Genomic DNA, 24,331 nt, shown 5'->3' with positions numbered 1-24,331 from the left:
GCCACGCCGCCATTCTCGCCGAAGCCGAAGCTCGCGTCAGCCCGAACCGGAGCCACACTCGGGGTGCTGCGCAGCGCGTGCCTGGCGGATCTTTCCCGCCGCCTGCGCGCGGCGCCGACTGCGGCAAGACTGGAGTCGTCCACTGCAGACGACTCGACAAGGAGACGCACATGCCCAAGTACCTCATCTCGATGTACGGCCCCACCGCGCCCGACCCCACGCGCGACGAGGGCAAGGACGTCGAGGCGCACGACGCCTACGGCCAGCAGATCACCACCGAGGGGATCCTCAGGTTCGCCTGCGCCGTCGTCGACCCGGACGCCACCGTCACGCTCGGCAACACCCACGACCACGCGGCCGATGCAGAGCCGAAGTCGTCCCTCGTCGGCGTCTACGTGATCGAGATCGACTCGATGGACGAGGCGCTGGCCGTTGCGCAGCGCAACCCGATCAACGAGCAGGGCGGCTACCTGGAGGTCCGCGAGATCGAGGCCTGACCGCCGCCTGACAGACCCGAAGCGGCCGCCCTGCAGTATCCCTGCTGGGCGGCCGCTGCGTGCTGCGTCACGACGTGACGGTGCGGATCAGAGCAGTTCCGGGCGGCGCATCGGCTCACCGGCGCGCACGCCGTCGGCGAAGGCCAGCACCGTCTCGTACCAGACGATCGCATGCTGCGGGGTGAGGATCCAGTGGTTCTCGTCGGGGAAGTAGAGGAACCTGTGCGGGAACTTGTCGAGGTCACCGTCGTAGTGCTCGTTGAGCGCCCACCAGAGGGCCAGCCCCTCACCGATCGGGACGCGGTAGTCCTTGTCGCCGTGGATGACGAGCATCGGGGTGACGATCTCCTCCGCCAAGGTGTGCGGGGAGTTGGCCTCCAGCATCTCGGGGCTGAGCTCGCGCTTCCAGTACCAGGCGGCGTCGGTGGTCGGGCCGAAGCTGGTCAGGTTCCACAGCGACGCGTGGGACACGATGCCCGCGAAGCGGTCGGTGTGGGTGGCGATCCAGTTGGCCATGTACCCGCCGAAGGAGCCGCCCATCATCACCGAGGCGTCGTCGCGGATGTCGCCGCGCGCCTCGACGGCGTCGGTGAGCGCCATGATGTCGGTGTAGGGCTCGGCCCCCCACTGGCCCCAGCCCCGCTGGATGTAGTCGAGGCCGTAGCCGGTCGACAGCGCCGGGTCGGGAAGCAGGACGGCCTGGCCGCGGGAAACGAGCAGCCACGGGCACCAGCGCCACGACCACGCATTCCACGAGCCGAGCGGACCGCCGTGCACCCACAGCGTCAGCGGCGCCGGGTCCGCCTCGGAGGCGCCCTCCGGCAGGATCAGCCAGCCGGGGACGCGGGTGCCGTCGGAGGCCTGCGTCTCGACGCGTTCGACCCGGCCAGGCAGCTCCGGGTAGGACACGGGCGAGGGCAGCACGCGGCTGGTCGCCGACGCGACATCGATGGCGACGATGTCGCCGGGGTTCGCGTACGAGGAGCGCAGCGCGTAGAGCGTCGCGCCGTCGGGGCTACGCAGCACGGACGAGTGGGCTCCCTCCTGGGTGAGCCGACGCACCTCTCCGCTGCCGAGGTCGACGGAGAAGACGGGGGCGGCGCCGTCCTCGTCGGCCACGACATAGCCCGTCGTGTTGTCGGGCGAGATCGCGACGGGGTGGCCCCAGCGGTCCCAGTCGTCGGCCACGACGCGGCCCTCGCCGGTCTCGAGGTCGATCAGCCACAGCTTGGAGTCAACAGATTGCGTCGGCGAGGAGATGCGATGGCGCACCGCGAGGACGTAGCGGCCGTCGTCGCTGACCACGGCTCCGCCGAACTCGGCATCCTCCGCGGTCGCGATCACGGTGCGCTCGCCGGTGGCCGGGTCGATCCGCGCCAGCCTTCCGACGGTGATGCCCTGGGGAAGGTGCTCCTCCCAGGCGGCGACGAGGGTGGCCCCGTTGCGCGAGACGGTGACCGCCTCGATCGCGTCGCCGACGTCTCCGGTCAGGTCCTTGAGGTCTTCGAGACGGTGGTCGTCGCCCTCACCCGAGACGGTGGCTCGGCGAAGACGCAGGTGCTCGGCGCCCAGGTCGTGGTCCCAGTAGCGCACCGGGTAGCCGTCATGGAGGATCGCGCTGACCTTCTTCTTCGACCTGGTCTCGCGCTTGGCTGCATCGGCCTCGTCGTCATCGACGCCGTCGTGCATCAGCACGCCGAGGATCACGTCGTCGGTGTCGGCGTTGGTGAGCACCGTTCCCCAGCCGCCGTCGCGGCGGGCGAGCACATAGGCCTCGCCGCCGTCACCAGGCAGGCACCACAGAGCGCTGGTGGAGTCCTTGGGGGCGTCGTCGCCCTCGGTGGGGATGTCGCGCTTGGAGGTGAACACGAGCGATCCGTCGCGCAGGAAGGCGGCCGCGGCCTCTCCCTTGACGGAACGGGTCTTGCGGACGGCCCGGCGCTCGCCGCGCGGGTCGACGCTCCAGAGGGAGGTCGTGTAGGCGGTCTTGTCCGCGTCGGGACCCTGCACGGCGGCCATCAGGGTCGTGCCGTCATGGCTCAGCACGAGTCCCGTCAGCCGCGGCGTCGTGACGTAGGTCTCAAGGTCGAACCAGGGTGATTTCTCAGCATCGGTCATGGCTCCACCTTGCCACTGTCGACGCTTCCCCCACGCCCCTCTCCTGCCAGATGGTCGGGGTCGCGACGCTCCGGCCAAGGATGCTCCCGCGCGGGCGCGCGCCTCCGCCCGTCCGGGCCGTCTCCCGACCTGCGCGGAGCCCGCACCGGTGCGGATCGCAGCGCCAGCTAGGCTCGACCCGTGAGCAGCCGACGCATGCAGGATCTGGCCATCGAGGACCACACCCTCACCGTTCCCCTTGACTGGGAAAATCCCGATGACGGGCGCACCATCGACGTGCACGCGGCGGTCGTCACCCGCGAGGGCGGCGAGAAGCTCCCCTATATCACCTTCCTGCAGGGAGGCCCGGGCCACGAGGCTCCGACACCGTTACACAGCCCGTCTTCCCCGTCGTGGCTCGACACCGCGCTCGAGCGGTACCGCGTCGTCCTCCTCGATCAGCGGGGAACCGGAAGGTCGACGCCGATCGGGGACGCCGATCTCGAGCGGGGAACCGACGAGCTCGTCGAGCGGCTCACGCACCTGCGCGCCGACTCGATCGTGCGCGACGCCGAGGCGCTGCGGGAGCATCTCGGCGCGAAGACCTGGAGCACGCTCGGCCAGTCGTTCGGCGGCTTCACCACGCTGAGCTACCTGAGCACGCATGCCGACTCGCTCGACACCGTCTTCTTCACCGGGGGACTCAGCGCCGTCGGCCACACCCCGGACGAGGCCTACGCCCTCTCCTACGACAAGCTCCGCGCGGCCTCGAAGGCGTACTATCGCCGCTTCCCCGAGCAGCGCGACGCTGTGCGCCGGCTCGTCGACCTGGCGGCCGCGGGCGACATCGTGCTGCCCTCGGGTGAGGTCGTCTCCGTGTCGCGGATCCGGTCGCTCGGCTCGCTGCTCGGCTCCGACGACGGCTGGCAGAGCCTGTGGGCGCTGCTCGCCAAGGATCCTGCCACCAACGCCTTCCGCTACGACCTCGCCGACGCGCTCCCGTTCGGCGGCAGGAACCCGCTCTACTACGTCATCCACGAGTCCTGCTACGCAGACGGCCATGCCACGAACTGGGCGGCCGAGCGCGTCGAGCCCGACGACTTCAAGCAGGACCCGACGCTGCTGACGGGCGAACACGTTCGGCGGGAGTGGGCCGAGACCGTTCCCGCATTCCAGCCTTGGGCCGACGTCGTGGACCGGATCGCCGCCGTCGAGTGGCCCCGTCTCTACGACGAGGCCGCCCTCGAGGCCTCCGGCGCGAAGGGTGCAGCCGCCGTCTACTACAACGACCTGTACGTCCCGGTCGAGTACTCGATGGAGACGGCCGCGCTGCTGCCCGACGTCAAGACGTATGTCACCAGCATCCACGAGCACAGCGGGCTGCGCTCCGGCGACGTCCTCCCCCACCTCTTCGACCTCGCGGCCGGTCGCGCCGTGCGCTGACAAACCGTTGTCAGGTGGCACCTTGAGCACTTTTCCGGACTCGTTGCGCACCAACGCCCTCTTGAGCGTTCCAATCCAGAACGCACCCGGAAAAGTGCTCATCACACCCCCACCCGAGGCGGCTGGGAGCCCGTCGCTCCTGCACGGCGACAAGCCACGATTAACGGCTAGTTGAACGTTCACACTAGAATGGGGCCTGTGGTCCGCCCAGTCTTGCAGCGGATCCCCGGTGATCGGAGCCGGTCCCAGCTCAGTTGGAGGCTCCGCCAGCCCGCGCCCGACGACCCACTCCGGGGTTGAATGCCAACGGCGCAGAGCGCAAGACACCGACCAGAGGAACCCTTTGTCTTCGAATTTCGCGCGCCTCGGCGTGCCCACCTCCCTCGTCACCGCCCTCCAGGCGCGTGGCATCACCACCCCGACGCCCATCCAGGAGGCCACCCTCCCCGACTCGCTGGCCGGACGTGACGTCCTCGGCCGCGGCCGCACCGGCTCGGGAAAGACCTTCGCCTTCCTGCTCCCCCTCGTCGCGCGCCTCGCAGGCGGTCGCCAGGCCCCGCCGAAGAAGGCCCGCTCCCTCATCCTCGCCCCGACCCGTGAGCTCGCCTCGCAGATCGAGGAGTCGCTGATCCCGCTCGCCAAGACGGCCGGGCTCAGCCACGTCACCGTCTTCGGCGGCGTGAACCAGAACCCCCAGGTCCGCGCTCTTGCCAAGGGCGTCGACGTGCTCGTCGCGTGCCCCGGCCGCCTGCTGGACCTGATGGGCCAGGGCGCGGTCGACCTGTCCGCGGTCACCATCACGATCATCGACGAGGCCGACCACATGGCAGACATGGGCTTCCTGCCCATGGTCCGCCGCATTCTCGACAAGACGCCCCAGACCGGTCAGCGGATGCTGTTCTCGGCCACCCTCGACCAGGGTGTCGGAGTGCTCGTCAAGGCGTACCTGCACAATCCCGTGACCCACGAGGCCGACTCGGCCCAGTCGCCCGTCGCCAAGATGGACCACCACGTACTCAAGGTCGACAAGGCCGACCGGATACGGATCCTGGCCGACCTCGCCGCCGCCCCGGGCAAGACGATCATGTTCACCCGCACCAAGCACGGCGCCAAGAAGCTCGCGCGTCAGCTCGTCCAGCTGGGCGTTCCCGCGGTCGATCTGCACGGCAACCTCGCGCAGAACGCCCGCACCCGTAACCTCGACGCCTTCCACTCCGGCGCCGTCCAGACCCTCGTCGCCACCGACATCGCCGCCCGCGGCATCCACGTCGACGACGTCGAGCTCGTCGTCCATGCCGACCCGCCCGCGGAGCACAAGGCCTACCTGCACCGCTCCGGCCGAACCGCCCGCGCGGGCAAGGCGGGCACCGTGCTGACGCTGGCCACCCCCGACCAGACCGGAGAGGTCCGCTCGCTGATGCGCGCGGCCAAGATCTCGCCGACCATCGCGTCGACGAGGGCGGGCGACCAGCTGATCGTCGACCTCGCCCCGGGCGAAAGGGTCTACCTGAGCCCCGAGCAGGCCGATGCGGCGGCGCACCCCAACCGGCCCCAGCAGGAGGCGCAGCAGCCGAAGCAGCGCGGCGGGGCTCGTCGCCCCCGCCGTGGCCCGGCGAAGGACAGCCCGCGCGACGGAGCCCCTCGCGGCGGCGGTCGCGACTCGGGTCCTCGCGACGGCGCCCGCAGCGGCACCCCGCGCGACGGAGGAACCCGCAGGCCGAGGCAGGAGTCCGGGGCACGCTCCGGAGGCCGAGGCCGCTCCGGCGCCGCCTCCTCAGGCAGCAACAAAGGCGTGGCGGGCTTCAGCGCGCAGCGCCGTCGCGGTCGCTGACACCGAGACACAACCCATGAGACGGGCGGCCGAGGCCGCCCGTCTCGCTTTCTTTCATGATTTCGCCCAGGGCATGGCATCGGCGCGGGGTCGAGCCGCCCGCCAGGACACTCCCCGCCAGCACCGGCTTGCGACGCAGATGTGATCGGTTCGCCCCTGACAAGGACTTTTACGGCCTCGACGCCGACCGGTGCCAACTCCCGGGCACCCTGAACTTCCTGAGTGTTTCCTGAGACAACCGGGCCCTCCGACACGCCATCACCACAGCATTTACCGTGCAAACCGCATCAATCCTGAGACAATGCTTTGGATTTCTCAGGTTGCGGTGTTAGGTTTCTTCAGCCCACGACTCACAAGGAACAGGCAACCTCATGTTGAAACGCACCACCATCGTGCTGGTCACCGCCCTCCTGGGCGTGGTCCTCGGCATTGTCCCCCTGGGAGAGGCGAAGGCGCAGACCAATGCGACCACCGTCTACACGCAGCCCGGTGACCACCTGGTCAACGGCCGCTACTGGCAGACCGACTGTGAGAAGTACTCCACCACCGTCGTGCGCTGCACCACCGACATCTGGGGTACAAAGGTCGCGAAGGTCGGCGGCAGCTACGTCGCCACCAACGGCTGGGTCTTCAACAACATGACCTACCTTCCTTCCGCCCGCAGCTCCTGGTCCAAGAACCCGTTGGGGAAGACGGGTTCCTGGACCGCAAACGACGGACGCAAGTGGAAGACCGAGTGCGACACCGCAGCCACCGGCAAGAACGGCTGCCGTTCCTACTCCCTGACCAGCGTCGTCGAGTCGGCCTCCGGCAAGTTCAGGCAGAGCACCAAGTGGGTCTTCAACAACATGGTGCAGTTCTCCAGCTCGTCGGTTCCCGCCGTCACCAAGATCCCGGCCTCCTCCCCCGACATCCCCAACATGCCGGTCGAGAACTCGAAGGCCGACAAGGTCGTCACTGCCGCCCTCAGCAAGGTCGGCAGCAGCTACCGTCACGCCTCGGCGGGCCCGAGCTCCTTCGACTGCTCCGGCCTCACGAGCTACGCCTACAAGCAGATCGGCATCACGCTGCCCCGCACCTCCGGCAGCCAGGTCTCGGCAGGCAAGAAGGTCTCCACCAGCGCCCTGAAGCCTGGTGACCTGGTCTTCTACTACTCGCCCATCAGCCACGTCGGCATCTACATCGGTGGCGGCCAGATCGTCGACGCGGCCAACCCGCGCACCGGCGTCCGGGTCACCTCCGTGAACTCCATGCCGCTCAAGGCCGCGGTCCGCGTGGTCAACAGCTGAGCGAGCGACACGCCGACGCCCCGACCCCTGGTCGGGGCGTCATGCCGTTTCCGCCCCGGATGAGCCGGCTACGGTGTAGAACTGCAAGCCAGGGTCTCTTCGGGGGCGACCGCTACGAGCACCGGACGGAGGCACCATGCTGATCGACGCCGAGGGTCTCGTCGAGCGGCCGGGCCCGCGGAGGGTCTCGATCCGGATTCGCGACGACCGGGTGGAGAGCGTCCGCGTCGACGCCTGCCTGCTCGACCCCGAAGCCCTCCCGCGGCTCGCCGACGCCATCCGCACCGCGCACGACGAGGCGATCGCCTCCGATGTGCTCGCGCCGCACCCGGATCAACCGTCCGATCCGCACCGCGATGCGCTCCTCGAGCGGCTACGCGCCTACACCGACGACGCGCTTCGCGACCTTGAGCCTTGCGCCGCCGCTCCCTGCCTCGAGGGCGTCACGACGATCGACGACGGTCCCGTGCATCTGCACTATCTGATCGGCTCCCTCGCCACCGTCGAGGTCGATCCGACCGCCTGCGACCTCACCCCGGACGAGGTGGCGTGCCATGTCCGGTCGGCACTCGAGCGAGGAATGGCGCTGATCGACGACCCGGAGGACGGCTCCATCACCGAACTGGAGGAACTCTTGGAGGGCCTCTACCCGGCACACGGGACGTGATCGGCGCCGCTGCGACCACCTGCTTCGGCTAGCGTGACGGCGTGAACTCGATGCTGCGCCGCTCCGTCTCGCCGCTGAGCGCCGCCCTGCTCGGGGGCAGCCTGCTGTTCCTGGTGCTCTTCCTCCGCAGCGTCCCCTGCGTACAACCGGTTCCCGGCACGTTCGACCGCTTCCTGTACGCCTGCTACAGCGACATCCAGACGAACTTCCTCGCCCAGTCGATAGGGACGGGCAACGTCCCCACCACCGCGGACGAGCTGACCTATCCGCCGCTGCTCGCGGTGATCATCTGGTTCACCTCTCGGGTCACCTCCTCGGTGCTCGGCGCGCCCGTCACCCGCAGCGCGACCCCGGAGGCCCAGGTCGAGGCGAGCCTCACGTTCTACTCCCTCACCGCGGTGGGGCTGTTCGTCTGCTTCCTCACCCTGATCTTCGCGGTCGCCATCTTCGGACGGCGTCCCTCCGGCGCCGCGCGCACCGCAGGCCAGCGACCTCGGCTCGCGAATCCGTGGGGATGGTCCTCTGACGCCTTCCTGATCGCACTCTCGCCCATCGTGCTGAGCGTCGGGCTGATCAGCTGGGAACTGATCCCGCTCGCCCTCGCAGGGGTCGGCCTCGCCCTGTTCTCGACCCGACGCAGCCTCCTCGCCGCCATCGTGCTGGCAATCGCGTCGTGCACGGGCACGATGCCGATCGCGGTCAGCATCGGCCTCGTAGTCGCGATCGGACTCCGCGGAGGCACGCTGCGCGCGCTCCGGTTCGGCCTGGTCTGGCTCGCCGTGTTCGTGGTCGTCCAACTCCCGTTGATCCTCAAGGATTTCGGAAGGCTCTGGGACTTCTACCGGTCGCAGGCCGGCGCCTCTCCCGGGTTCGGCTCGCTCTGGTACCTGGCGAAGCTGTGGGGTTTCGACCAGCCGCACGCCGGGTCGCTGGGATTCTCGGCGCTGATCGTCGGGCTCGGCTGCCTCTTCGGCCTCCTGCGCGTCACGGGCAGACGGCCGCGGGTCGGCGCGCTGATCGCGCTCGTCGTGCTCGCGGTGATCGTCGTTGCCCCGGCGTTCACGCCGCAGACCGGCCTGTGGGTGCTGTTCGCGGTGGTTATCGCGCGGCCGTACCGGGCCGAGCTGGTCGCGGTGACGATCACCCAGCTCCTCTACGCGTTCGCGCTCTGGGGCTGGCTCGACGGCGCGCTCACCAGCACCCAGTCGGGCCACTACTGGCTGTACTGGCTCGCCATCCTGGCGCGGGCCGCCGTCGAGATCTACCTCCTGGCCCGCGTGCTGTGGGACGTGCTGCACCCCGAGCGCGACCGGTTCGGCTCCGTCTGGTCGGATCCGCTCGGCGGCGAACTGCACGCCGTGGCGCCTCGCCCGGCGCCGGCGCGTCCGGCCCCGGTCCCTGCCGGGAAGTCGTTCCTCGGGCGCTGGCGGGCGCCTCTGATCGCGGCGGCCATCGCGACGTTCGTGTCCAGGTTCGCCTTGGTGCTTGCCGCCTACTGCATCGAGTGGTTGATGACCACCGACCAGGTGAAGCCGAAGTTCGGCTGGGATGCTTGGGCGCGCTGGGACGCGCTGCATTTCCTGTCCATCGCGGAGTCGGGCTACGGCCCCGAGGTGGTGGGCGGCAACGCGCCCGCCTTCTTCCCCTTTTTCCCCCTCGCCGTCCGGGTCGTCTCCGCCCCAGGCATCGAGCCGCTGCACGCGGGAATCCTGGTCTCGTTCGTCAGCACGTTCGTCGCCTCGGCGTACCTCTACCGACTCGCCCAGCTGCACGGGTTCGACGGCGACCGCTCCATCGTCTACCTGTTGCTGTTCCCGACCGGGGTCTTCCTTGTCGCGCCCTACTCCGAGGCGTTGTTCCTGGCCGGCGCGGTCCCCGCCTTCTACTACGCACAGAGGGGGCGGGCCTGGCCTGCCGCGCTGTTCACGGCGATCGCCGTGGGCACCCGTACGGTCGGCCTCTTCGTGCTGCTCGGGGTCGCGGTCGAGCTTGCCCGTCGGGCCTGGCCGCACTGGAGGCGGCTCGCCTCGGCCGTCGTCGCCATGGTGGCGGCCTCGCTGCCGTTCTGGATCTACGGGCTCTACCTGCAGCGCGAACGCGGCTCGTTCTGGATCTTCATGCAGGTGCAGAAGGAGGGTTGGGGTCGCGACTTCACGGGCTTTACAGACGGGTTCCTCACAACGTGGAACACCTGGGCCGGCGACTACGGGGCCAACATCGTGTTCACGTGGCGGGTGGAGATCGTCTTCGCGGCCCTCTCGCTGGCGCTGATGGTGTGGGTGATGTGGCGCGGCTACCTCGGCTACGCCGTCTACATCGGCGCGACCCTGATCATCGGGCTGAGCAACGCCTGGTACTACAGCACCCCACGACTCGCGCTGGCGTTCTTCCCGTTCGCGTTCATGATCGCCGCGCTCGTGGGCAAGCGGGAGCGGGCCCACACCTACACCGTGCTGACCATGACGGCGCTCGCCACCGTAGGCGTCGTCGCCTACACCAGGGGCGCCTGGTTCTTCTGATCCGGCCGGCCCGAGGAATTCTTCAGAATATTGCCTGCACGATGTCGAATCCCGCGATCCCCGCCGCGACGCCCGGATCGGGCTTCCGGCGCCGGAGCGGGTCCGCGACCGGATCGACGTGGTGCTGACCGTGATCTACGCGATCTACAACGAGGGCTACGTCACGACGGCAGGCGAGCTCAGCCGCTTCGACCTCAGCCAGGAGGCTCTGCGTCTCGCCCGGGTGGTGGTGCGGCACGTCCCGGACCATCTCGAGGCGACCGGCCTGCTCGCGCTGCTGCCGCTCCTCCAGGCCCGCCGACCGGCGCGGATCGGACAGGGCGGTCGACTCGTCCCGCTTCCCGAGCAGGACCGCAGCCTCTGGGACGCGACGATGATCGCCGAGGGGCACGATCTTGTCCGCGCGCTGCTGGCCGCCAACCGTCCGGGGCCGTTCCAGTATCAGGCTGCGATCCAGGCCGTGCACTGCGATGCCGAGCGCGACGAGGACACCGACTGGGCCCAGATCCTGACCCTCTACGACCAGTTGATCGCGGCCGAGCCGAGCGACGCGGCGCGCAGGGCGAGGATCGTCGCGGTCGGACACCTGCACGGTCCTGAGGCGGCGCTCGCCGATGACGGTGCTCAGCGAATTTCCCCAGAGTTGCTCGTCGAAGTTCCTCAGGTCGCGGGGTTAGGTTAGCGCAGGTTGGTGCCGGTTGTGGCGCGGCGTAGTTCGTCGGCTGCGGCGTGGTGGTTGCGGAGTCGGTAGGAGGGGCCGTCGAGGGTGATGACGACGGAGCGGTGGAGGAGCCGGTCGAGCATGGCGGCGGCGACGGTGGTGTCGCCGAGGATCTCGCCCCAGGCTCCGACCGGCCGGTTCGTGGTGATCACGATCGAGGTCTTCAGGTAGCGCTGGTTGATGACCTGGAACAAGGCTGAGGCGGCCTCGCCGGGCAGCGGGAGGTAGCCAAGCTCGTCGATGATGAGCAGGGTCGGACCGGCGAAGAAACGCATCATGGTGGACCACTTGCCTTCGATCGCGGCGCGGTGGCAGCGGGCGGCGAGGTCGGCGGCGGAGGTGAAGTAGACGCGGTAGCCGGCGGTGACGGCGGCGTGCCCGAGGCCGGTGGCGATGTGGGTCTTCCCGACGCCGGGTGAGCCGATGAGGAGGATGTTGGTGGCGGTGTCGAGGTAGCGGCAGGTGCCGAGTTCGGTGAGCAGGTTTCGGTCGATGCCGGAGGCGTGGTCGAGGTCGAAGTCGTCGAGGGTGGCGCCGGTGGGGAGGTTCGCGAAACGGAACCGGCCGGCGAGGCGTCGGGCTTCGGTGGCGGTGACCTCGATGCGCAGTAGGTGCTCGAGGGTGTGGGTGAGGCTCCAGCCCTCGGTTTGGGCTTGGTCGAGCACCTTCGGGAGGGCGTCGGCGGCGTCGGCGAGTTTCAGGTCGGTGAGGTGGTTGCGCAGCTGTTGGTAGACGCTGGCGGCGGTGTTCGTGGTGGTGGTCATGGGAGGGTGTTCCTGTTCTTCGCGGCCTGCTCGTAGGCGGCCAGGCTGATCACGGTCGAGAGCGGTTCCGCGGCGCCGGTGAGCACGGCGGCGGCGCGCAGGGCGGTGGCGCCGGGTGGGATGCGTTCCTTGCGGCGGTGGGAGCGTCCCGGCGGTGCCGAGGCGAGGGCGATCGTTTCGAGGGCGGTGACGTGTCCGGTGTCGCGGATCGTGACCCCCAGGCCCGGTTCGGCGACTCGGTGTCGGGCGAGGACCGCGCCGGAGAGGGTGGCGATGTCGATGGTGTCGCTGCCGTGGCGGTGATGGACGACGACCTTCCCGGCAGCGAGTTCGGGTGGGACGGAATACCGGTTGCCGCGCCAGTCGATCAGCGCCTGCCGGGTGGCGGTGCGTTCCTCGGTGAGGATCACCGGGAACACCGTCGGTGGCAACGCTCGGAGCCGTTCGGCGGCGAACATCGCCTTCGCGGTGCTCCACCCGGACACGTCTTCCCGGCGTCGCTGGTCTTGTCGGCGGGCGAACGCCTCGACACCGGCCTGGGCCTGCTCGAGGGTGAGTTCGTCGGGCAGAGTCCGCCACCAGCGTTGCGCGGCGGTGTGGTTATTCTTCTCGACCACGCCCTTGCGGTTGCCGGAGCGGGGCCGGCAGGCGACCACCTGGACGCCGTGGTGCTTCGCGAACCCGGCGAACATCGCCGTCAGATCCCCCGTGACCGGGTCCAGCACGGTGCGCATCCGATCGAAGCGCCACACGCGAGTGAGCCCACCCAGCAGACGCAGCAAGGTGCTCATCGCGGCCAACAGGTGCGGCAGATCCATCGACGGGGCGAGCACCGCCCGCCAAACCCCCGAGTGGGCCAGCGAGCCGACCAGCAGGAACGCCTTCTTCGTCGGGAACCCCCAGTGCGTGGGCGCATCGGGCAGCTCGAGCCAGTCGAACTGGGTCTCCTCACCCGGCGGATGCTCGATGACCGCGTTCGGACGCTTCGTGACGTGCGCGCAGGCGGCGCAGGCCGGCCGCAGCCCGCGGTCACGGATCTGTCGGGTCAACGTCGGATACGACCCCGCGTAGCCCAGCGGGCGCAGCTCGTCGAGCAACGTCGCCGCCCACAAATGCGGGTCCTCCGATAGGCGCGCGCTCACGTAGTCGACGAACGCCTCGAACGAGTCCGGCACGGCGCGTTGCCGCCGCCCCGGGACCCGGTCCCCGTTCAAGTACGCGCGGATCGTCTTGCGGTCATGGTTGGTGCGGCGGGCGATCTCGCTGATCGTCATCCCCTGCCGTTTCAGAGCGTGGATATCCACGCTGCTCCTTTCTGAGAGCATAAGAACAAGGGCCTTCCTCGAGGTGGTGTGTGGTCAGAGACCACCAGTCTCGGGGAGGGCCCGCCTCATGCGGCGGAGCGACCCAGGGTGAGGAATTTCGATGAGCAGAACTGGGGAATTTCAGTGAGCGCCGTCACCGAGACCGACACCGACGCCCAGGACCACTACGAGCTGGCCGTCAGGGCGGATTTCCCCGCCCGGCTCGGCAGGCGCGACGAGGCACGCGCAGAGTTCCTGCGGGCAGCAGACCTGACGCAGAACCTGGCCGAGATCGAGCTCCTGCGGCGCCGCGCGGACCCCGTCTGACTCACTCGGCCAGGTCGCTCGCCGCGGGGTGCAGCGTCGCGGAGACGATCGCCTCGATGGCGAAGCGCGTCGACTCCGCAAGGTCGACCGCGGAAGGATCGTGCAGCCACTGCACCTGCAGGCCGTCCATGACGGCGAGGATGCTCGCGGCGGCGTGCCTGACGGGGCCCGGGTCCGTGATCCCACGCTCCTCACACACCTGTGTGAAGGCCTCGACGATCTCCTCGCGGAGCGTCGCGTAGCGATGGGCGAAGTAGTCGCGAGCGGGGTGCTCGGCCGTCACCGACTCTCCGGAGAGGACGACGAAGGCCTGGACGATGCCGGCTCTTTCCGCGTTGGCGATGGCCGTGTTGACGAGGTGCCGGAACAGGTCGATGCCGCCGGGGATGTGCTGCTCGGTGAAGTGCTCGACGTCGGTCTTGTCGCGGTAGGTCAGCACCTCGAGCAGCAGTTGGGTCTTCGAGCCGAAGTGGTGCAGGATGCCCGCGTGCGTCATGCCCACCTGGTCGGCGATCTCGGCGAGGGTTCCGTTGACCGAACCCTTGCTGCCGAACACGTCGGTTGCGGCCCGGAGGATCTCGTTTCGCCGCACGAGCGTCTCGGGCCTCGCCCCAGTCTTCTTCCTCATGCGTACACTCTGCCTCTTCGCACCGGTACCCCTTGACCACGCCTTGACGGCGCTGGCGAGCTTACTGCATCACGAAACGGCAACGATTCTCGCCCAGGGGGTTGCTACTTACTTACTCGCCAGTAAGAATAGCCCCAGCACCTTCACCAGAACAGTGCGACAAGATCGGCGGCCCGTCACAAGCGACCCGGGCCTCAACGTAGGAGCAGCAATGAAGCTGAAGACCTGATCGCCGTCGCGACAGCGGCGGTATTCACCCTGGCCGGGTGTGGGACCGGAGAGGATCCCGCCCCAAGCAACCAGCCGACCTCGAATGCCAGCGGTGGAGAGACCGCCGGTGGCGGTGTCGGCACGGCGGCCCTGACCATCGCCAAGCCTGACGGCGCGATCACGACGGAGTCCCACAACCCCTACCTGGGCGACTCGTCGGCCTCCAAGTACGCCTACGGCAAGGTCATCTTCGAGCCGCTCGCCCTCGTCAACCCGACGGGCGATCTCGGCACCACCCCGTGGCTCGCCGAGTCGGTCGAGTGGAACGAGGACTACACGCAGCTCACCGTCGTCCCGCGCAAGGGCGTCAAGTGGAGCGACGGCACCGACTTCACCGCCGACGACGTGATCTTCAGCTTCGACATGGTCCGCACCGGAAAGCTGAACGACACCTCGGCCCACAACATCAAGGAGGTCAAGGCCGACGGCGACAAGGTCGTGATCACCTTCGGCAACTCCAAGTTCACCTCCCAGGCCCGCGTGCTGCACCACCCGATCGTGCCAAAGCACATCTGGGAGAACATCGCCGACCCGAACACCGACCCGCTGACCGAAGAGGGCCAGGCCGTCGGCACCGGCCCCTACGTCCTGTCGAACTGGTCGACCGAGTCGGTCACCCTCACCGCCAACCCCGAGTACTGGGGCGGCGAGCTGGCCGTCCCCGAGCTCAACTACGTCTCCTACGGCGACAACGCCGCCCTGACGACGGCGCTCGTCTCCGGCGAGGCCGACTGGGCGCAGGCCTTCCTGCCCCAGATCCAGGACAGCTACCTGGCCGCCGATGAGAACAACAAGTTCCTCGTGTCCCCCACCGCCGGCGCGGGCACGCTCTTCATGAACCTGCAGACCAAGCCGTTCAACAACAAGGCGCTGCGCGAGGCGCTCGCCTGGACGATCGACCGCAACGCCTACGTCGACATCGCCCGTGAGGGCGCCTCAGAGGCGATCTGGAACGTGACCGGCCTCGGCGACCTGCTCAAGGACGAGATCCTCCCCGAGTACGCGGACAAGAACTACTCCGTCGATGTCGACAAGGCCAAGCAGATCCTGACCGACGCCGGCTACACCTGGAAGGACGAGAAGCTCATCGATCCCGATGGCGAGGCGGTGTCCTTCTCCATCTCCGTCCCCGCTGGTTGGAGCGACTGGAACACCGAGCAGGCGCTGCTCGCTGAGGAACTGAAGTCGGCCCTCGGCATCGAGGTCAAGGTCGACCAGCCCGACTGGGGTGGCTGGGACGCCGCGCGCCAGGAGGGCAGCTTCCAGGCGATCATCCACTGGCTCGAGGACACGGGCAACGCCTACGGCCTCTACACCTCGACGATGGATCCCAAGTGGATCGTCGACAACAAGGCCCAGTTCAACTTCGGTCGCTTCGACGACCCGGCCGTGACCGAGGCGCTCAACACCTACGCCAACGCCGCCAATGAAGATGAGCGCAAGGAGGCCCTCAAGACAATGCAGACCGGGTTCGTCGAGAACGTGCCCGCGATCCCGCTCGGCGCCCACCCGCTGCTCGGCGAGTTCAACACCCGCAACTACGTCGGCTGGCCGTCCGAGGAGGACCAGTACGCCTCGGGTGACCCGACGCAGCCGGGCATCGTCCTCGTTCTCACCAAGCTGGCAACGGCCTAGTCCCCAACGGAACACGTACCCGGGGGTAGATGCGCCTGCGTGCGTCCACCCCCGGTGCATCCGCTGCACGAAAGCGACACCCGTGTGATGAGTGAAACGCTCCTGTCCGTACAAGACTTCTCCGTCGTCTACGACGTCGACCCGCCCGTCGAGGCGGTCAAGAACGTCAGCCTCGACCTGCACCGCGGCGAGATTCTCGGCCTCGCTGGCGAGAGCGGCTGCGGCAAGACCACCCTCGCCTACGGCATCCAGCGCCTGCTGAAGCCCCCGGCCGTCATCACGAGCGGCTCGGTCCTGTTCAACGACGCCTCCGGCGAGGCGATCGACGTGAACTCCCTCGACGCCGAGGAGATGCGCCGGTTCCGCTGGGACAAGATCTCGATGGTCTTCCAGGGCGCCATGAATGCGCTGAACCCGGTCGTCCAGATCGGCAGGCAGCTCGAGGACGTGTTCGAGGTGCACCGGCCCGAGATGAACCGCAGGCAGCGTCTTGCCGAGGTCAAGGAACTGCTTGAGCTGGTCAAGGTCGGCGAGCAGCGGATCCGCTCCTATCCCCACGAACTGTCGGGAGGAATGCGGCAGCGCGTCATGATCGCCATGGCGCTGGCGCTGCGGCCGCAGCTGATGGTCATGGACGAGCCGACCACCGCCCTCGACGTCCTCGTGCAGCGCGAGATCCTGCGCCAGATCTCCCAGCTGCGGCGCCAGTTCGGCTTCTCCGTCATCTTCATCACCCACGATCTGCCCCTGCTGCTCGAGATCAGCGACCGGATCGCGATCATGAAGGACGGCGAGATCGTCGAGCTGGCCACGGCCGAACGGATCTGGAACGACCCGCGTGACGAGTACACCCGGACGCTGCTGTCCTCGTTCCCCCGGCTGACCGGCGAGAAGGGGGTGCTGGTGCGATGAGCACTCTCGAGTTCGTCAATGTCACCAAGATCTACAACGTGCGCGGCGCGGGAACGCTCAAGGCGCTCGACGACGTGAGCTTCACGCTTTCCTCCGGGCAGACCATCGGCCTTGTCGGCCAGTCCGGCAGCGGCAAGTCGACGATCGCGAAGATCCTCACCCAGCTCGAACGGGCCACCTCCGGCGAGGTGCTGCTCAACGGCTCCCCCATCCCCCGACGCGGACGGGAACTGCGCGCCTACCGGCATCAGCTCCGCATGGTCTTCCAAGACCCATTCGCCTCGCTGAACCCGTACCACTCGATCCGCTACCACATCGAACGGCCGCTCCGGCTGCACAACGTGGTGCCGAAGGCCGAGACCGACGCCGAAGTGCGCCGTCTGCTCGAGCGCGTGCGGCTCGACCCGAAGACCGTGATCGACCGCCGACCGCACGAGCTCTCGGGGGGCCAGCGCCAGCGGGTCGCCATCGCGCGGGCCCTTGCCTCACGGCCGAAGCTGCTCGTCGCCGACGAGCCCGTCTCCATGCTCGACGTGTCAATCCGGCTCGGAGTGCTCAACCTGCTCGCCGACCTGCAGCGCGAAGAGGCGCTCGGCGTGCTCTACATCACCCACGACCTCGCGACGGCCCGCCACTTCAGTGACGAGATCATCGTGCTCAACCAGGGCAGGATCGTGGAGCACGGCCCGGCCGACGACGTCATCCTCAACCCCCAGGACCCCTATACCCGCGAACTGCGCGCCGCCTCGCCAGACCCGGAGGCGCACTTCGCCGCCCTGGCCAAGAACGGAGGAGCGCGATGAGCGCCGTCCAGCCAACGTTGACCGATCCACAGCCAGATGCGCTCGAGGTCGGCACCACCGCGACGAAGGCCGTGAAGGGCCGCTCGCGCATCCCGTGGCGCTTCCTCGGCAGCCGCGCCCTCTTCTATCTGTTCACCCTGTGGGCCGCGATCACGATCAACTTCTTCCTGCCCCGGATGATGAAGGGCGACGCCGTCGACGCCTACCTCTCCCGCAACCGCAATGTCTCTCCTGAGGCTGCGGACGCGCTGCGCGCCCTGCTCGGCCTCGACACCGACCGGACTCTGTCCCAGCAGTACCTCGACTACTGGTCGCACCTGCTGCGCGGGGACCTCGGCGTCTCGCTCCTGCACGGCCTGCGCCCGGTCGGGGAGGTCATCGCGGGGGCCCTTCCGTGGACGGTGGGTCTCGTCGGCTTCGCCACCATCGTCTCGTTCACCCTCGGCACCGTGGGTGGCGCGCTCATCGGATGGCGCCGGGGCAGCCGCCTCGACGTGATGATCCCCATCACCACTTTCCTGAGCACCATCCCCTACTTCTGGCTCGGACTGCTCGCGATCGCCGTGTTCTCGGTGAACCTCAAGTGGTTCCCGATCGGCAAGGCCTACGGCGTCGGCATGAGCCCTGAGCTCTCGCTCGAGTTCATCGGGCAGGTGATCCGGCACGGCACCCTGCCCGCCCTGACCATCGTGATCGCCTCACTCGGCGGCTGGATGCTCGGCATGCGCAACATGATGCTGACCGTCCTCGACGAGGACTACATCACCGTCGCGCAGGCCAAGGGCATGCCCGACCGGCGGGTGCTGTGGAGGTACGCCGCCCGCAACGCGGTGCTCCCCCAGATCCAGAGCTTCGCGCTCTCGCTCGGCTTCATCGTCGGCGGAACGATCGTGATGGAGATGGTCTTCAGCTATCCGGGCATCGGCAAGTTGCTGCTCGACGCGACGAACGGAAAGGACTACGCGCTGATGCAGGGCGTGTTCCTGGTGATCACGATCTCGGTGCTGGTCGCCAACATTTTCGCCGACGTCGCCTACGCGTTCCTCGACCCGCGCACGCGCCAGACGGAGGCCTGAGCCATGACAACTCCCGCTGCCCTCGAGAACCCCGTCGTCGCTCCACCCCGCGACACCCCCGACGAGCAGGGCTTCCTCACGAAGCTCGGCTCCGCGTTCGCCATGTTCCGCAACGGCAAGTCCATCGCCGGCCTTGTGATCCTCGGCGTCTTCATCCTCGTGGCGATCTTCGCCGACGTCATCGCGCCCGCCTCTCCCACCGCGGTCGACCCGAAGGCCAGGCTGCAGCCGCCTTCGGCCGAACACTGGCTCGGCACCACCCACCTCGGTGAAGACGTGTTCAGCCAGGTGATCTTCGGCACCCGTGGCGTGATCGTGGTCGGCTTCCTCGCCGCCGCGATCGCCACCGTCATCGCGATCACCGTCGGTGTCATCTCCGGATACATCAGCGGTTGGAAGAGCGAGGCCCTCTCGGCCCTGACCAATGTGTTCCTCGTGATCCCGGGGCTGCCCCTGATCATCATCGTGGCCACCATGTTCGAGGACCCGCCGCTGTGGGTCGTCGCCGCGGTGCTCGGCATCATCGGCTGGGCATGGGGCGCGCGCGTCCTGCGTGCCCAGACAATGTCGCTGCGCAACCGCGACTTCGTCCAGGCCGCGCGGGCCAACGGCGAGCCGCTGCGTCGGATCATCGCCGTCGAGATGCTGCCGAACCTGATGGCCCTGATCGCGGCCAGCTTCGTCGGCACCGTCACCGCGGCCATCCTGAGCCTCACCACGCTCTCGTACATCGGCGTCATCCCGGTGACCACCTACAACTGGGGCACCATCCTCAACTGGGCCGCCGCGCAGGGCGCGTTCCGGCAGAACCAGTGGTGGTGGTACCTGCCCCCGGGCCTGTGCATCGCCGCCATCGGCGTCGCGCTCTCGCTCATCAACTTCGGCATCGACGAGTACGTCAACCCCCGCCTGCGTTCGGCGGGTGAACGTGCACGGGCACTGCGCAAGCAGGGCGTCAATGCCAACTCTGCAGTCACGGCGGTCCGCCCCGTGGCCTTGAAGAAGGAAGAACAGAAGTGACCACCCAGCACGTCGATAGCTACCTCGACGCCACCCTCCCAGTCACCGAGCGTGTGGCCGACCTGCTTGCCCGGATGACCCGGGAGGAGAAGGTCGGGCAGATGATGCAGCTCGACGCCCGCGACGACCTCGAGCAGCTCGTGCTCGAACGCCACGTCGGGTCGATCCTGCACACCTCACCCGAGCGGGTGCTGAGGGCCCACGAACTGACCGACCAGACCAGGCTGCGGATCCCGCTGCTCGTCGGCGAGGACTGCATCCACGGGCACTCGTTCTGGGAGGGCGCGACGATCTTCCCCACCCAGCTCGGCATGGCCGCGTCCTGGGATCCCGCCCTCATCGAGCGGGCAGCCCGCGTGACCGCCGTCGAGGTGGCGGCGACCGGCATCCACTGGACCTTCTCCCCCGTGCTCTGCATCACTCGCGACCTGCGCTGGGGACGGGTGGACGAGACGTTCGGCGAGGATCCGTTCCTGATCGGCGAACTCGCCTCGGCGATGGTGCGCGGCTACCAGGGCGACGGGCTCACCGATGAGCGGGCGATCCTCGCGACGGCCAAACACTTCGCCGGCTACTCCGAGACGCAGGGCGGCCGCGACGCCAGCGAGGCCGACCTCTCCCACCGGAAGCTGCGCTCCTGGTTCCTTCCCCCGTTCGAGCGGGTCGCCCGCGAGGGATGCGGCACCTTCATGCTCGGCTACCAGACCACCGACGGCGTGCCGATCACGCTCAACGACTGGCTGCTGACCGACGTGCTCCGCGGTGAGTGGGGCTACGGCGGCATGCTGATCACCGACTGGGACAACGTCGGCCGGATGGTCTGGGAGCAGCAGATCCAGCCGGACTACCCCCATGCGGCCGCCGCCGCCGTCAAGGCAGGCAACGACATGGTGATGACCACCCCCGGCTTCTTCCAGGGTGCGCTCGACGCGATCGAGTCGGGACTGCTGCAGGAGTCCGACCTCGACCGCGCCGTCGGCCGGATCCTGCGGGTGAAGTTCGAGCTCGGCCTGTTCGAGAACGCGCGCCGCCCCGACGCAGAGCGGATCGCCACCGAGATCGCCACCCCCGAGCACGAGGCCGTCAACGTCGAACTGACCCGTCGGGCGATCGTCCTGCTCGAGAACGACGGCGTCCTTCCACTTGGCCACGGCGACGCTCAGGATGCCCCCGTCCGGACCGTCGCCGTGGTCGGGCCACTCGCCGACGACGCCCAGACGCAGCTCGGTGACTGGGCAGGCAGCTCAGGCCAGGCAGGCTGGCTGCCCGACGGCCATCCCCGCGACATGATCACCACCGTCGTCGACGGGTTCCGTCGCCACGTTCCAGAGGGCTGGCAGGTCACCCACGCCCGCGGCGCCGACATCGTCACGCTGGAGGAACACCCCGATGGCCCGTTCTTCCCCGACGGTCAGCCGCGCCACCCCGTCGTGCGTCCCTGCGCGCCGGACGAGGACCTGATCGCGGAGGCGCTCGCCCAGGCCGAGGCGGCCGACTACGTCGTGGCGGTCCTCGGGGACCAGATCGAGCTGGTCGGCGAGGGTCGTTCGACGGCGACCCTCGAGCTGGTCGGCGGCCAGATCGCGCTGCTCGACGCCCTGGCCGCGACAGGCAAGCCGCTCGTCGTCGTGCTGCTCGCCTCGAAGCCGCTTGTGCTGCCGCCGTCGGCGATGGGCGCCTCGGCGATCATCTGGGCTGCCTCCCCCGGCATGAAGGGCGGTCAGGCGGTGGCCGAGATCGCGCTCGGGCTCGTGGAGCCGAGCGGTCGGCTCCCCGTGTCGTTCGCGCGGCACGTCGGCCAGCAGCCCACCTACTACAACCAGATTCGCGGCCAGCACGGCGACCGCTACGCCGACCTCACCCAGGCACCCGCGTGGCCGTTTGGGCACGGGCTGAGCTACACGAGCGTCGACTACTCGGACCTGCGCATCGAGCAGGCCGAGCTCACGCCGTCCGACGTGGTGCGGGCGACCGTGCGGGTGACCAACTCCGGTGCTCGCCCCGCGCTGGAGACGGTCCAGGTCTACGTGAGCGACACCGTCACGTCGGCCAGCTGGGCCGACCAGGAGCTGAAGGCCTACCGCCAGGTGGAGCTGGCGCCCGGCGAGTCGCGGCTGGTCGAGCTGGAGGTTCCGGTCGCCGACTGCACCATCGTCGACGCGAGGGGAAACCGGATCGTCGAGCCTGGCGACTTCGAGCTCCGGGTGGGCCCGTCGTCCGACCGGATGCGTCTGCTCCGGGCGACGTTCACCGTCGCCTGAGCGGTGGCCGGGAGGGAGACTTGAGCACTTGTCCGGGTTCGTTGATCATGGCAGCGTTCACACTGCCCCAGATCCGCATCGAGTCCGGAAAAGTGGCTCTATTCATGGATGTGTGGGTCGTGGGCGGCCTGGGAGGCTGGGTTTGGGGCCTGCGAGGTTCAGCATCGCGAGGGCGATGAGGGGTTCGGGTCCGTGGAAGCCGAACGCGATTCGGGTGATCAGTCGGATCTTGGTGTTGACTGATTCGATCAGTCCGTTGGATAGACCGTGGGTGATCGAGGCGAGGATCTCGTCGCGGTGTTTCATGATCCGGCGTTGTAGGTCGACGAACGCGGGGATGCGTGAGCGGCGGGCCCAACTGATCCAGTGATCGAACGCTGCCGGGGCTTCCTGGGGGGAGAGTTTGAACAAGGTGCGCATGGCTTCTTTCAGCAGGTAGGCCCGAAACAGGGTGGGGTGAGACGTTCGTATCCAGTCGAGTTGGACCTGCTGGTTAGCAGTGAGGTTCTCCGGGTTCTTCCAGATCGAGAACCGGGAATGCTGAAGGCGTTGAGCCTGCCCGACAGAGCGGGGCTGCTGCCCTGTTTCAGGGTCGTGACGGCGGCGTCCGGTCGCTGCGCTCCAGGCCTGTCTGCGGACCGTGTCGAGGGCCTCGGTGACCCATTTCACGACATGGAACGGGTCAGCACACAGCACCGCCCTGGGGCAGCGGTTCCGGATCACTGATTTGATCCAGTTCGCCCCGTCAGCGCTCACGTGGCTGATCATCGCGACCCGGTCCTGGCCAGCAGCGTCTCCGGAGAGGGTGTCAGATGGTTTGTGTAAGGGGTGGCTCCTGATTAGGAAGCAGACACACTGATGTCCATGATTGATAAGCAGTCTCGTGATGAACGGCGCCGTGCTCAGAGGGCGGGCGTGGAGGCGTTGGAGGCCTCTGGAGCGTTGGATGATCTCTATGCCCGTATCGATGTCGGCGAGGTCCAGTTCGATGGCAGGGATGGCCTGATCCAGCAGTTGATCAAGGCCGGCCTTGAACGCGGACTCCAGGCCGAACTGAGCGAGCACCTCGGATACGACAAGGGCGATCCCGATGCGGCGGCGTTCCCGAACTCACGTAACGGCTCCTCAGCCAAGACGGTGGCCACCAGCGTCGGTGACGTGGATCTGGCGATCCCCAGGGACCGTGACGGGACCTTCACCCCGATGCTGGTCCCGAAGGGCTCCCGCCGGGTCGGCGGGTTGGATGACATGATCGTGTCCCTTTATGCGGGCGGGATGACGGTTCGCGATATCGAGCATCATCTGGTCTCCACGGTCGGCACTGAGATCAGCCGGGAGACGATCTCCAAGATCACTGACGAGGTCGCCGATGAGGTCCTGGCCTGGCAGCAGCGCCCGTTGGACTCGTTCTATCCGGTGATCTACCTCGACGCGATCATGGTGAAGATCCGCGACGGGGCCCATGTCCGGAACAAGGCCGCCCATATCGCTGTCGGGGTCGACATGGACGGCATCAAGCACGTGTTGGGGATCTGGATCCAGGCCACCGAGGGTGCCCGTTTCTGGGCCGGGGTCTGCGCGCAGCTCGCGAACCGGGGCGTCAAGGACGTGCTGATCGTGTGTGTCGATGGGCTCAGCGGGTTCCCCGAAGCGGTCGAGGCCACCTGGCCCGAATCGACGGTCCAGACCTGCGTGGTCCACCTGATCCGCGCGGCGATGCGGTTCGTGTCCTACAAGGACCGCAAGGCCATGGCGGCGGCGTTGAAGCCGATCTACCAGGCCGTCGACGCGGACGCCGCCAGAGCCGCTCTGGACGCGTTCGCGGCCTCGGAGCTTGGGAAGGCGAATCCCCACTCGATCCGCGTGTTCGAGGATGCCTGGACGAAGTTCGTGCCGTTCCTGGCGTTCCCGCCGATGCTGCGTCGCGTGATCTACACCACCAACGCGATCGAGTCGTTGAACTACCAACTGCGCAAGGTCACCAAGAACCGGGGCCACTTCCCCTCCGACGATGCCGCGGTCAAACTCCTCTGGCTGGCGATCTGCAACATCGAGGACAAGAGGGCACGTGACCGGGCCAAGGAACGCGGCCGAGGCCGAGGCGAGAAACGCGTCGCCGAGGGACGCCTCGTCGAAGGACAAATCACCACGAACTGGAAACAGGCCCTGGCCCAACTCGCCATCGCTTACCCCGACCGCATCAACCCCTACCTCTAAACCACCCCCGGAGACCACCACTTACACAAACAACTTGACAAGCTCTCTCC

At 68.2% G+C, this 24,331-nt stretch carries 19 protein-coding genes and 1 pseudogene; 15 read left to right on the top strand and 5 right to left on the bottom strand.

The window, feature by feature from the left end; translation table 11 throughout:
- The first annotated feature begins 170 nt into the window (after positions 1-170).
- The gene (locus BW733_RS08920) at positions 171-497 is read left to right on the top strand and encodes a YciI family protein (protein WP_077349785.1); all 327 of its coding nucleotides are present in this window, start codon (positions 171-173) and stop codon (positions 495-497) included.
- A gap of 87 nt (positions 498-584) precedes the next feature.
- On the opposite strand, the gene BW733_RS08915 is transcribed toward BW733_RS08920, so the two are convergent.
- A complete protein-coding gene (locus tag BW733_RS08915) occupies positions 585-2,615 on the bottom strand; it encodes a S9 family peptidase (protein ID WP_077349783.1) in 2,031 nt (676 codons plus the stop codon).
- Positions 2,616-2,810: 195 nt separating this feature from the next.
- Here BW733_RS08915 and BW733_RS08910 point away from each other — a divergent pair, with 195 nt between their 5' ends.
- The 6 genes from BW733_RS08910 to BW733_RS08885 all read left to right on the top strand — a co-directional run bounded on the left by BW733_RS08910 (position 2,811) and on the right by BW733_RS08885 (position 11,025).
- Positions 2,811-4,037 carry an alpha/beta fold hydrolase gene (locus tag BW733_RS08910; protein WP_077349781.1) on the top strand — a complete coding sequence of 409 codons (1,227 nt, stop codon included), beginning with the start codon at positions 2,811-2,813 and terminating at the stop codon, positions 4,035-4,037.
- Positions 4,038-4,380: 343 nt separating this feature from the next.
- A complete protein-coding gene (locus BW733_RS08905; protein WP_077349779.1) occupies positions 4,381-5,868 on the top strand; it encodes a DEAD/DEAH box helicase in 1,488 nt (495 codons plus the stop codon).
- A gap of 371 nt (positions 5,869-6,239) precedes the next feature.
- A complete protein-coding gene (locus BW733_RS08900) occupies positions 6,240-7,157 on the top strand; it encodes a C40 family peptidase (protein WP_077349777.1) in 918 nt (305 codons plus the stop codon).
- A gap of 136 nt (positions 7,158-7,293) precedes the next feature.
- Complete coding sequence (locus BW733_RS08895) at positions 7,294-7,824, top strand: hypothetical protein (protein ID WP_077349775.1); 531 nt, start codon at positions 7,294-7,296, stop codon at positions 7,822-7,824.
- A 50-nt stretch (positions 7,825-7,874) separates the two neighbouring features.
- Positions 7,875-10,343 carry a mannosyltransferase family protein gene (locus BW733_RS08890; protein WP_237268391.1) on the top strand — a complete coding sequence of 823 codons (2,469 nt, stop codon included), beginning with the start codon at positions 7,875-7,877 and terminating at the stop codon, positions 10,341-10,343.
- A gap of 121 nt (positions 10,344-10,464) precedes the next feature.
- Positions 10,465-11,025, top strand: a complete 561-nt coding sequence (locus tag BW733_RS08885) for a DUF6596 domain-containing protein (protein ID WP_152024640.1) — start codon at positions 10,465-10,467, stop codon at positions 11,023-11,025.
- Here BW733_RS08885 and istB read toward each other — a convergent pair.
- Together istB and istA are read right to left on the bottom strand one after the other, a co-directional pair.
- On the bottom strand, positions 11,022-11,828 hold the full coding sequence (gene istB, locus BW733_RS08880; RefSeq protein ID WP_077348793.1) for an IS21-like element helper ATPase IstB: 807 nt from the start codon (positions 11,826-11,828) through the stop codon (positions 11,022-11,024). The genes BW733_RS08885 and istB overlap by 4 nt on opposite strands.
- Positions 11,825-13,132: an IS21 family transposase gene (istA, locus tag BW733_RS08875; protein ID WP_202970152.1), complete on the bottom strand. Its 1,308-nt coding sequence runs from the start codon at positions 13,130-13,132 to the stop codon at positions 11,825-11,827. The genes istB and istA overlap by 4 nt, the downstream gene beginning before the upstream one ends.
- 108 nt (positions 13,133-13,240) lie before the next feature.
- On the opposite strand from istA, the gene BW733_RS18595 reads away from it, so the two are divergent.
- Entirely contained in the window at positions 13,241-13,459 is a 219-nt protein-coding gene (locus BW733_RS18595; protein WP_179947108.1) for a hypothetical protein, read from the top strand.
- A gap of 1 nt (position 13,460) precedes the next feature.
- Here BW733_RS18595 and BW733_RS08865 read toward each other — a convergent pair whose 3' ends face one another.
- Positions 13,461-14,087: a TetR/AcrR family transcriptional regulator gene (locus BW733_RS08865; protein ID WP_077349769.1), complete on the bottom strand. Its 627-nt coding sequence runs from the start codon at positions 14,085-14,087 to the stop codon at positions 13,461-13,463.
- A gap of 225 nt (positions 14,088-14,312) precedes the next feature.
- Between BW733_RS08865 and BW733_RS08860 the strand changes: the two genes are divergently transcribed.
- From BW733_RS08860 to BW733_RS08835, 6 genes are all read left to right on the top strand, one after another.
- Positions 14,313-15,992 carry an ABC transporter substrate-binding protein gene (locus tag BW733_RS08860; protein WP_202970359.1) on the top strand — a complete coding sequence of 560 codons (1,680 nt, stop codon included), beginning with the start codon at positions 14,313-14,315 and terminating at the stop codon, positions 15,990-15,992.
- Between the two features lie 87 nt (positions 15,993-16,079).
- The gene (locus BW733_RS08855) at positions 16,080-16,904 is read left to right on the top strand and encodes an ABC transporter ATP-binding protein (RefSeq protein ID WP_077352852.1); all 825 of its coding nucleotides are present in this window, start codon (positions 16,080-16,082) and stop codon (positions 16,902-16,904) included.
- A complete protein-coding gene (locus tag BW733_RS08850) occupies positions 16,901-17,707 on the top strand; it encodes an ABC transporter ATP-binding protein (protein WP_077349765.1) in 807 nt (268 codons plus the stop codon). The genes BW733_RS08855 and BW733_RS08850 overlap by 4 nt, the downstream gene beginning before the upstream one ends.
- Positions 17,704-18,783 carry an ABC transporter permease gene (locus BW733_RS08845; RefSeq protein ID WP_077349763.1) on the top strand — a complete coding sequence of 360 codons (1,080 nt, stop codon included), beginning with the start codon at positions 17,704-17,706 and terminating at the stop codon, positions 18,781-18,783. The genes BW733_RS08850 and BW733_RS08845 overlap by 4 nt, the downstream gene beginning before the upstream one ends.
- Before the next feature lie 3 nt (positions 18,784-18,786).
- Entirely contained in the window at positions 18,787-19,803 is a 1,017-nt protein-coding gene (locus BW733_RS08840) for an ABC transporter permease (RefSeq protein ID WP_077349761.1), read from the top strand.
- A complete protein-coding gene (locus BW733_RS08835) occupies positions 19,800-22,064 on the top strand; it encodes an exo-beta-d-1,3/1,6-glucosidase (RefSeq protein WP_237268128.1) in 2,265 nt (754 codons plus the stop codon). Before BW733_RS08840 ends, BW733_RS08835 begins: the two co-directional genes overlap by 4 nt.
- A gap of 102 nt (positions 22,065-22,166) precedes the next feature.
- Here BW733_RS08835 and BW733_RS08830 read toward each other — a convergent pair.
- Positions 22,167-22,883: pseudogene (locus tag BW733_RS08830) on the bottom strand (ISL3 family transposase); the annotation flags it as partial.
- Between the two features lie 39 nt (positions 22,884-22,922).
- Here BW733_RS08830 and BW733_RS08825 point away from each other — a divergent pair.
- A complete protein-coding gene (locus tag BW733_RS08825; RefSeq protein ID WP_152024621.1) occupies positions 22,923-24,281 on the top strand; it encodes an IS256 family transposase in 1,359 nt (452 codons plus the stop codon).
- Positions 24,282-24,331: the final 50 nt, after the last annotated feature.

The organism is Tessaracoccus flavescens (assembly GCF_001998865.1).
GTDB lineage: Bacteria > Actinomycetota > Actinomycetes > Propionibacteriales > Propionibacteriaceae > Arachnia > Arachnia flavescens.
The sequence above is the reverse complement of the archived record's forward strand: the minus strand, read 5'-3'. Positions and strand labels throughout refer to the sequence as shown.

Excerpts from the sequence above, each read along its gene's own strand:
- BW733_RS08920 (WP_077349785.1), top strand. The coding sequence starts at position 171 with ATGCCCAAGTACCTCATCTCGATGTACGGCCCCACCGCGCCCGACCCC.
- BW733_RS08915 (WP_077349783.1), bottom strand. The coding sequence starts at position 2,615 with ATGACCGATGCTGAGAAATCACCCTGGTTCGACCTTGAGACCTACGTC.
- BW733_RS08910 (WP_077349781.1), top strand. The coding sequence starts at position 2,811 with ATGCAGGATCTGGCCATCGAGGACCACACCCTCACCGTTCCCCTTGAC.
- BW733_RS08900 (WP_077349777.1), top strand. The coding sequence starts at position 6,240 with ATGTTGAAACGCACCACCATCGTGCTGGTCACCGCCCTCCTGGGCGTG.
- BW733_RS08895 (WP_077349775.1), top strand. The coding sequence starts at position 7,294 with ATGCTGATCGACGCCGAGGGTCTCGTCGAGCGGCCGGGCCCGCGGAGG.
- BW733_RS08890 (WP_237268391.1), top strand. The coding sequence starts at position 7,875 with ATGCTGCGCCGCTCCGTCTCGCCGCTGAGCGCCGCCCTGCTCGGGGGC.
- istB (WP_077348793.1), bottom strand. The coding sequence starts at position 11,828 with ATGACCACCACCACGAACACCGCCGCCAGCGTCTACCAACAGCTGCGC.
- BW733_RS08865 (WP_077349769.1), bottom strand. The coding sequence starts at position 14,087 with ATGAGGAAGAAGACTGGGGCGAGGCCCGAGACGCTCGTGCGGCGAAAC.
- BW733_RS08855 (WP_077352852.1), top strand. The coding sequence starts at position 16,080 with ATGAGTGAAACGCTCCTGTCCGTACAAGACTTCTCCGTCGTCTACGAC.
- BW733_RS08850 (WP_077349765.1), top strand. The coding sequence starts at position 16,901 with ATGAGCACTCTCGAGTTCGTCAATGTCACCAAGATCTACAACGTGCGC.
- BW733_RS08845 (WP_077349763.1), top strand. The coding sequence starts at position 17,704 with ATGAGCGCCGTCCAGCCAACGTTGACCGATCCACAGCCAGATGCGCTC.
- BW733_RS08840 (WP_077349761.1), top strand. The coding sequence starts at position 18,787 with ATGACAACTCCCGCTGCCCTCGAGAACCCCGTCGTCGCTCCACCCCGC.
- BW733_RS08825 (WP_152024621.1), top strand. The coding sequence starts at position 22,923 with ATGTCCATGATTGATAAGCAGTCTCGTGATGAACGGCGCCGTGCTCAG.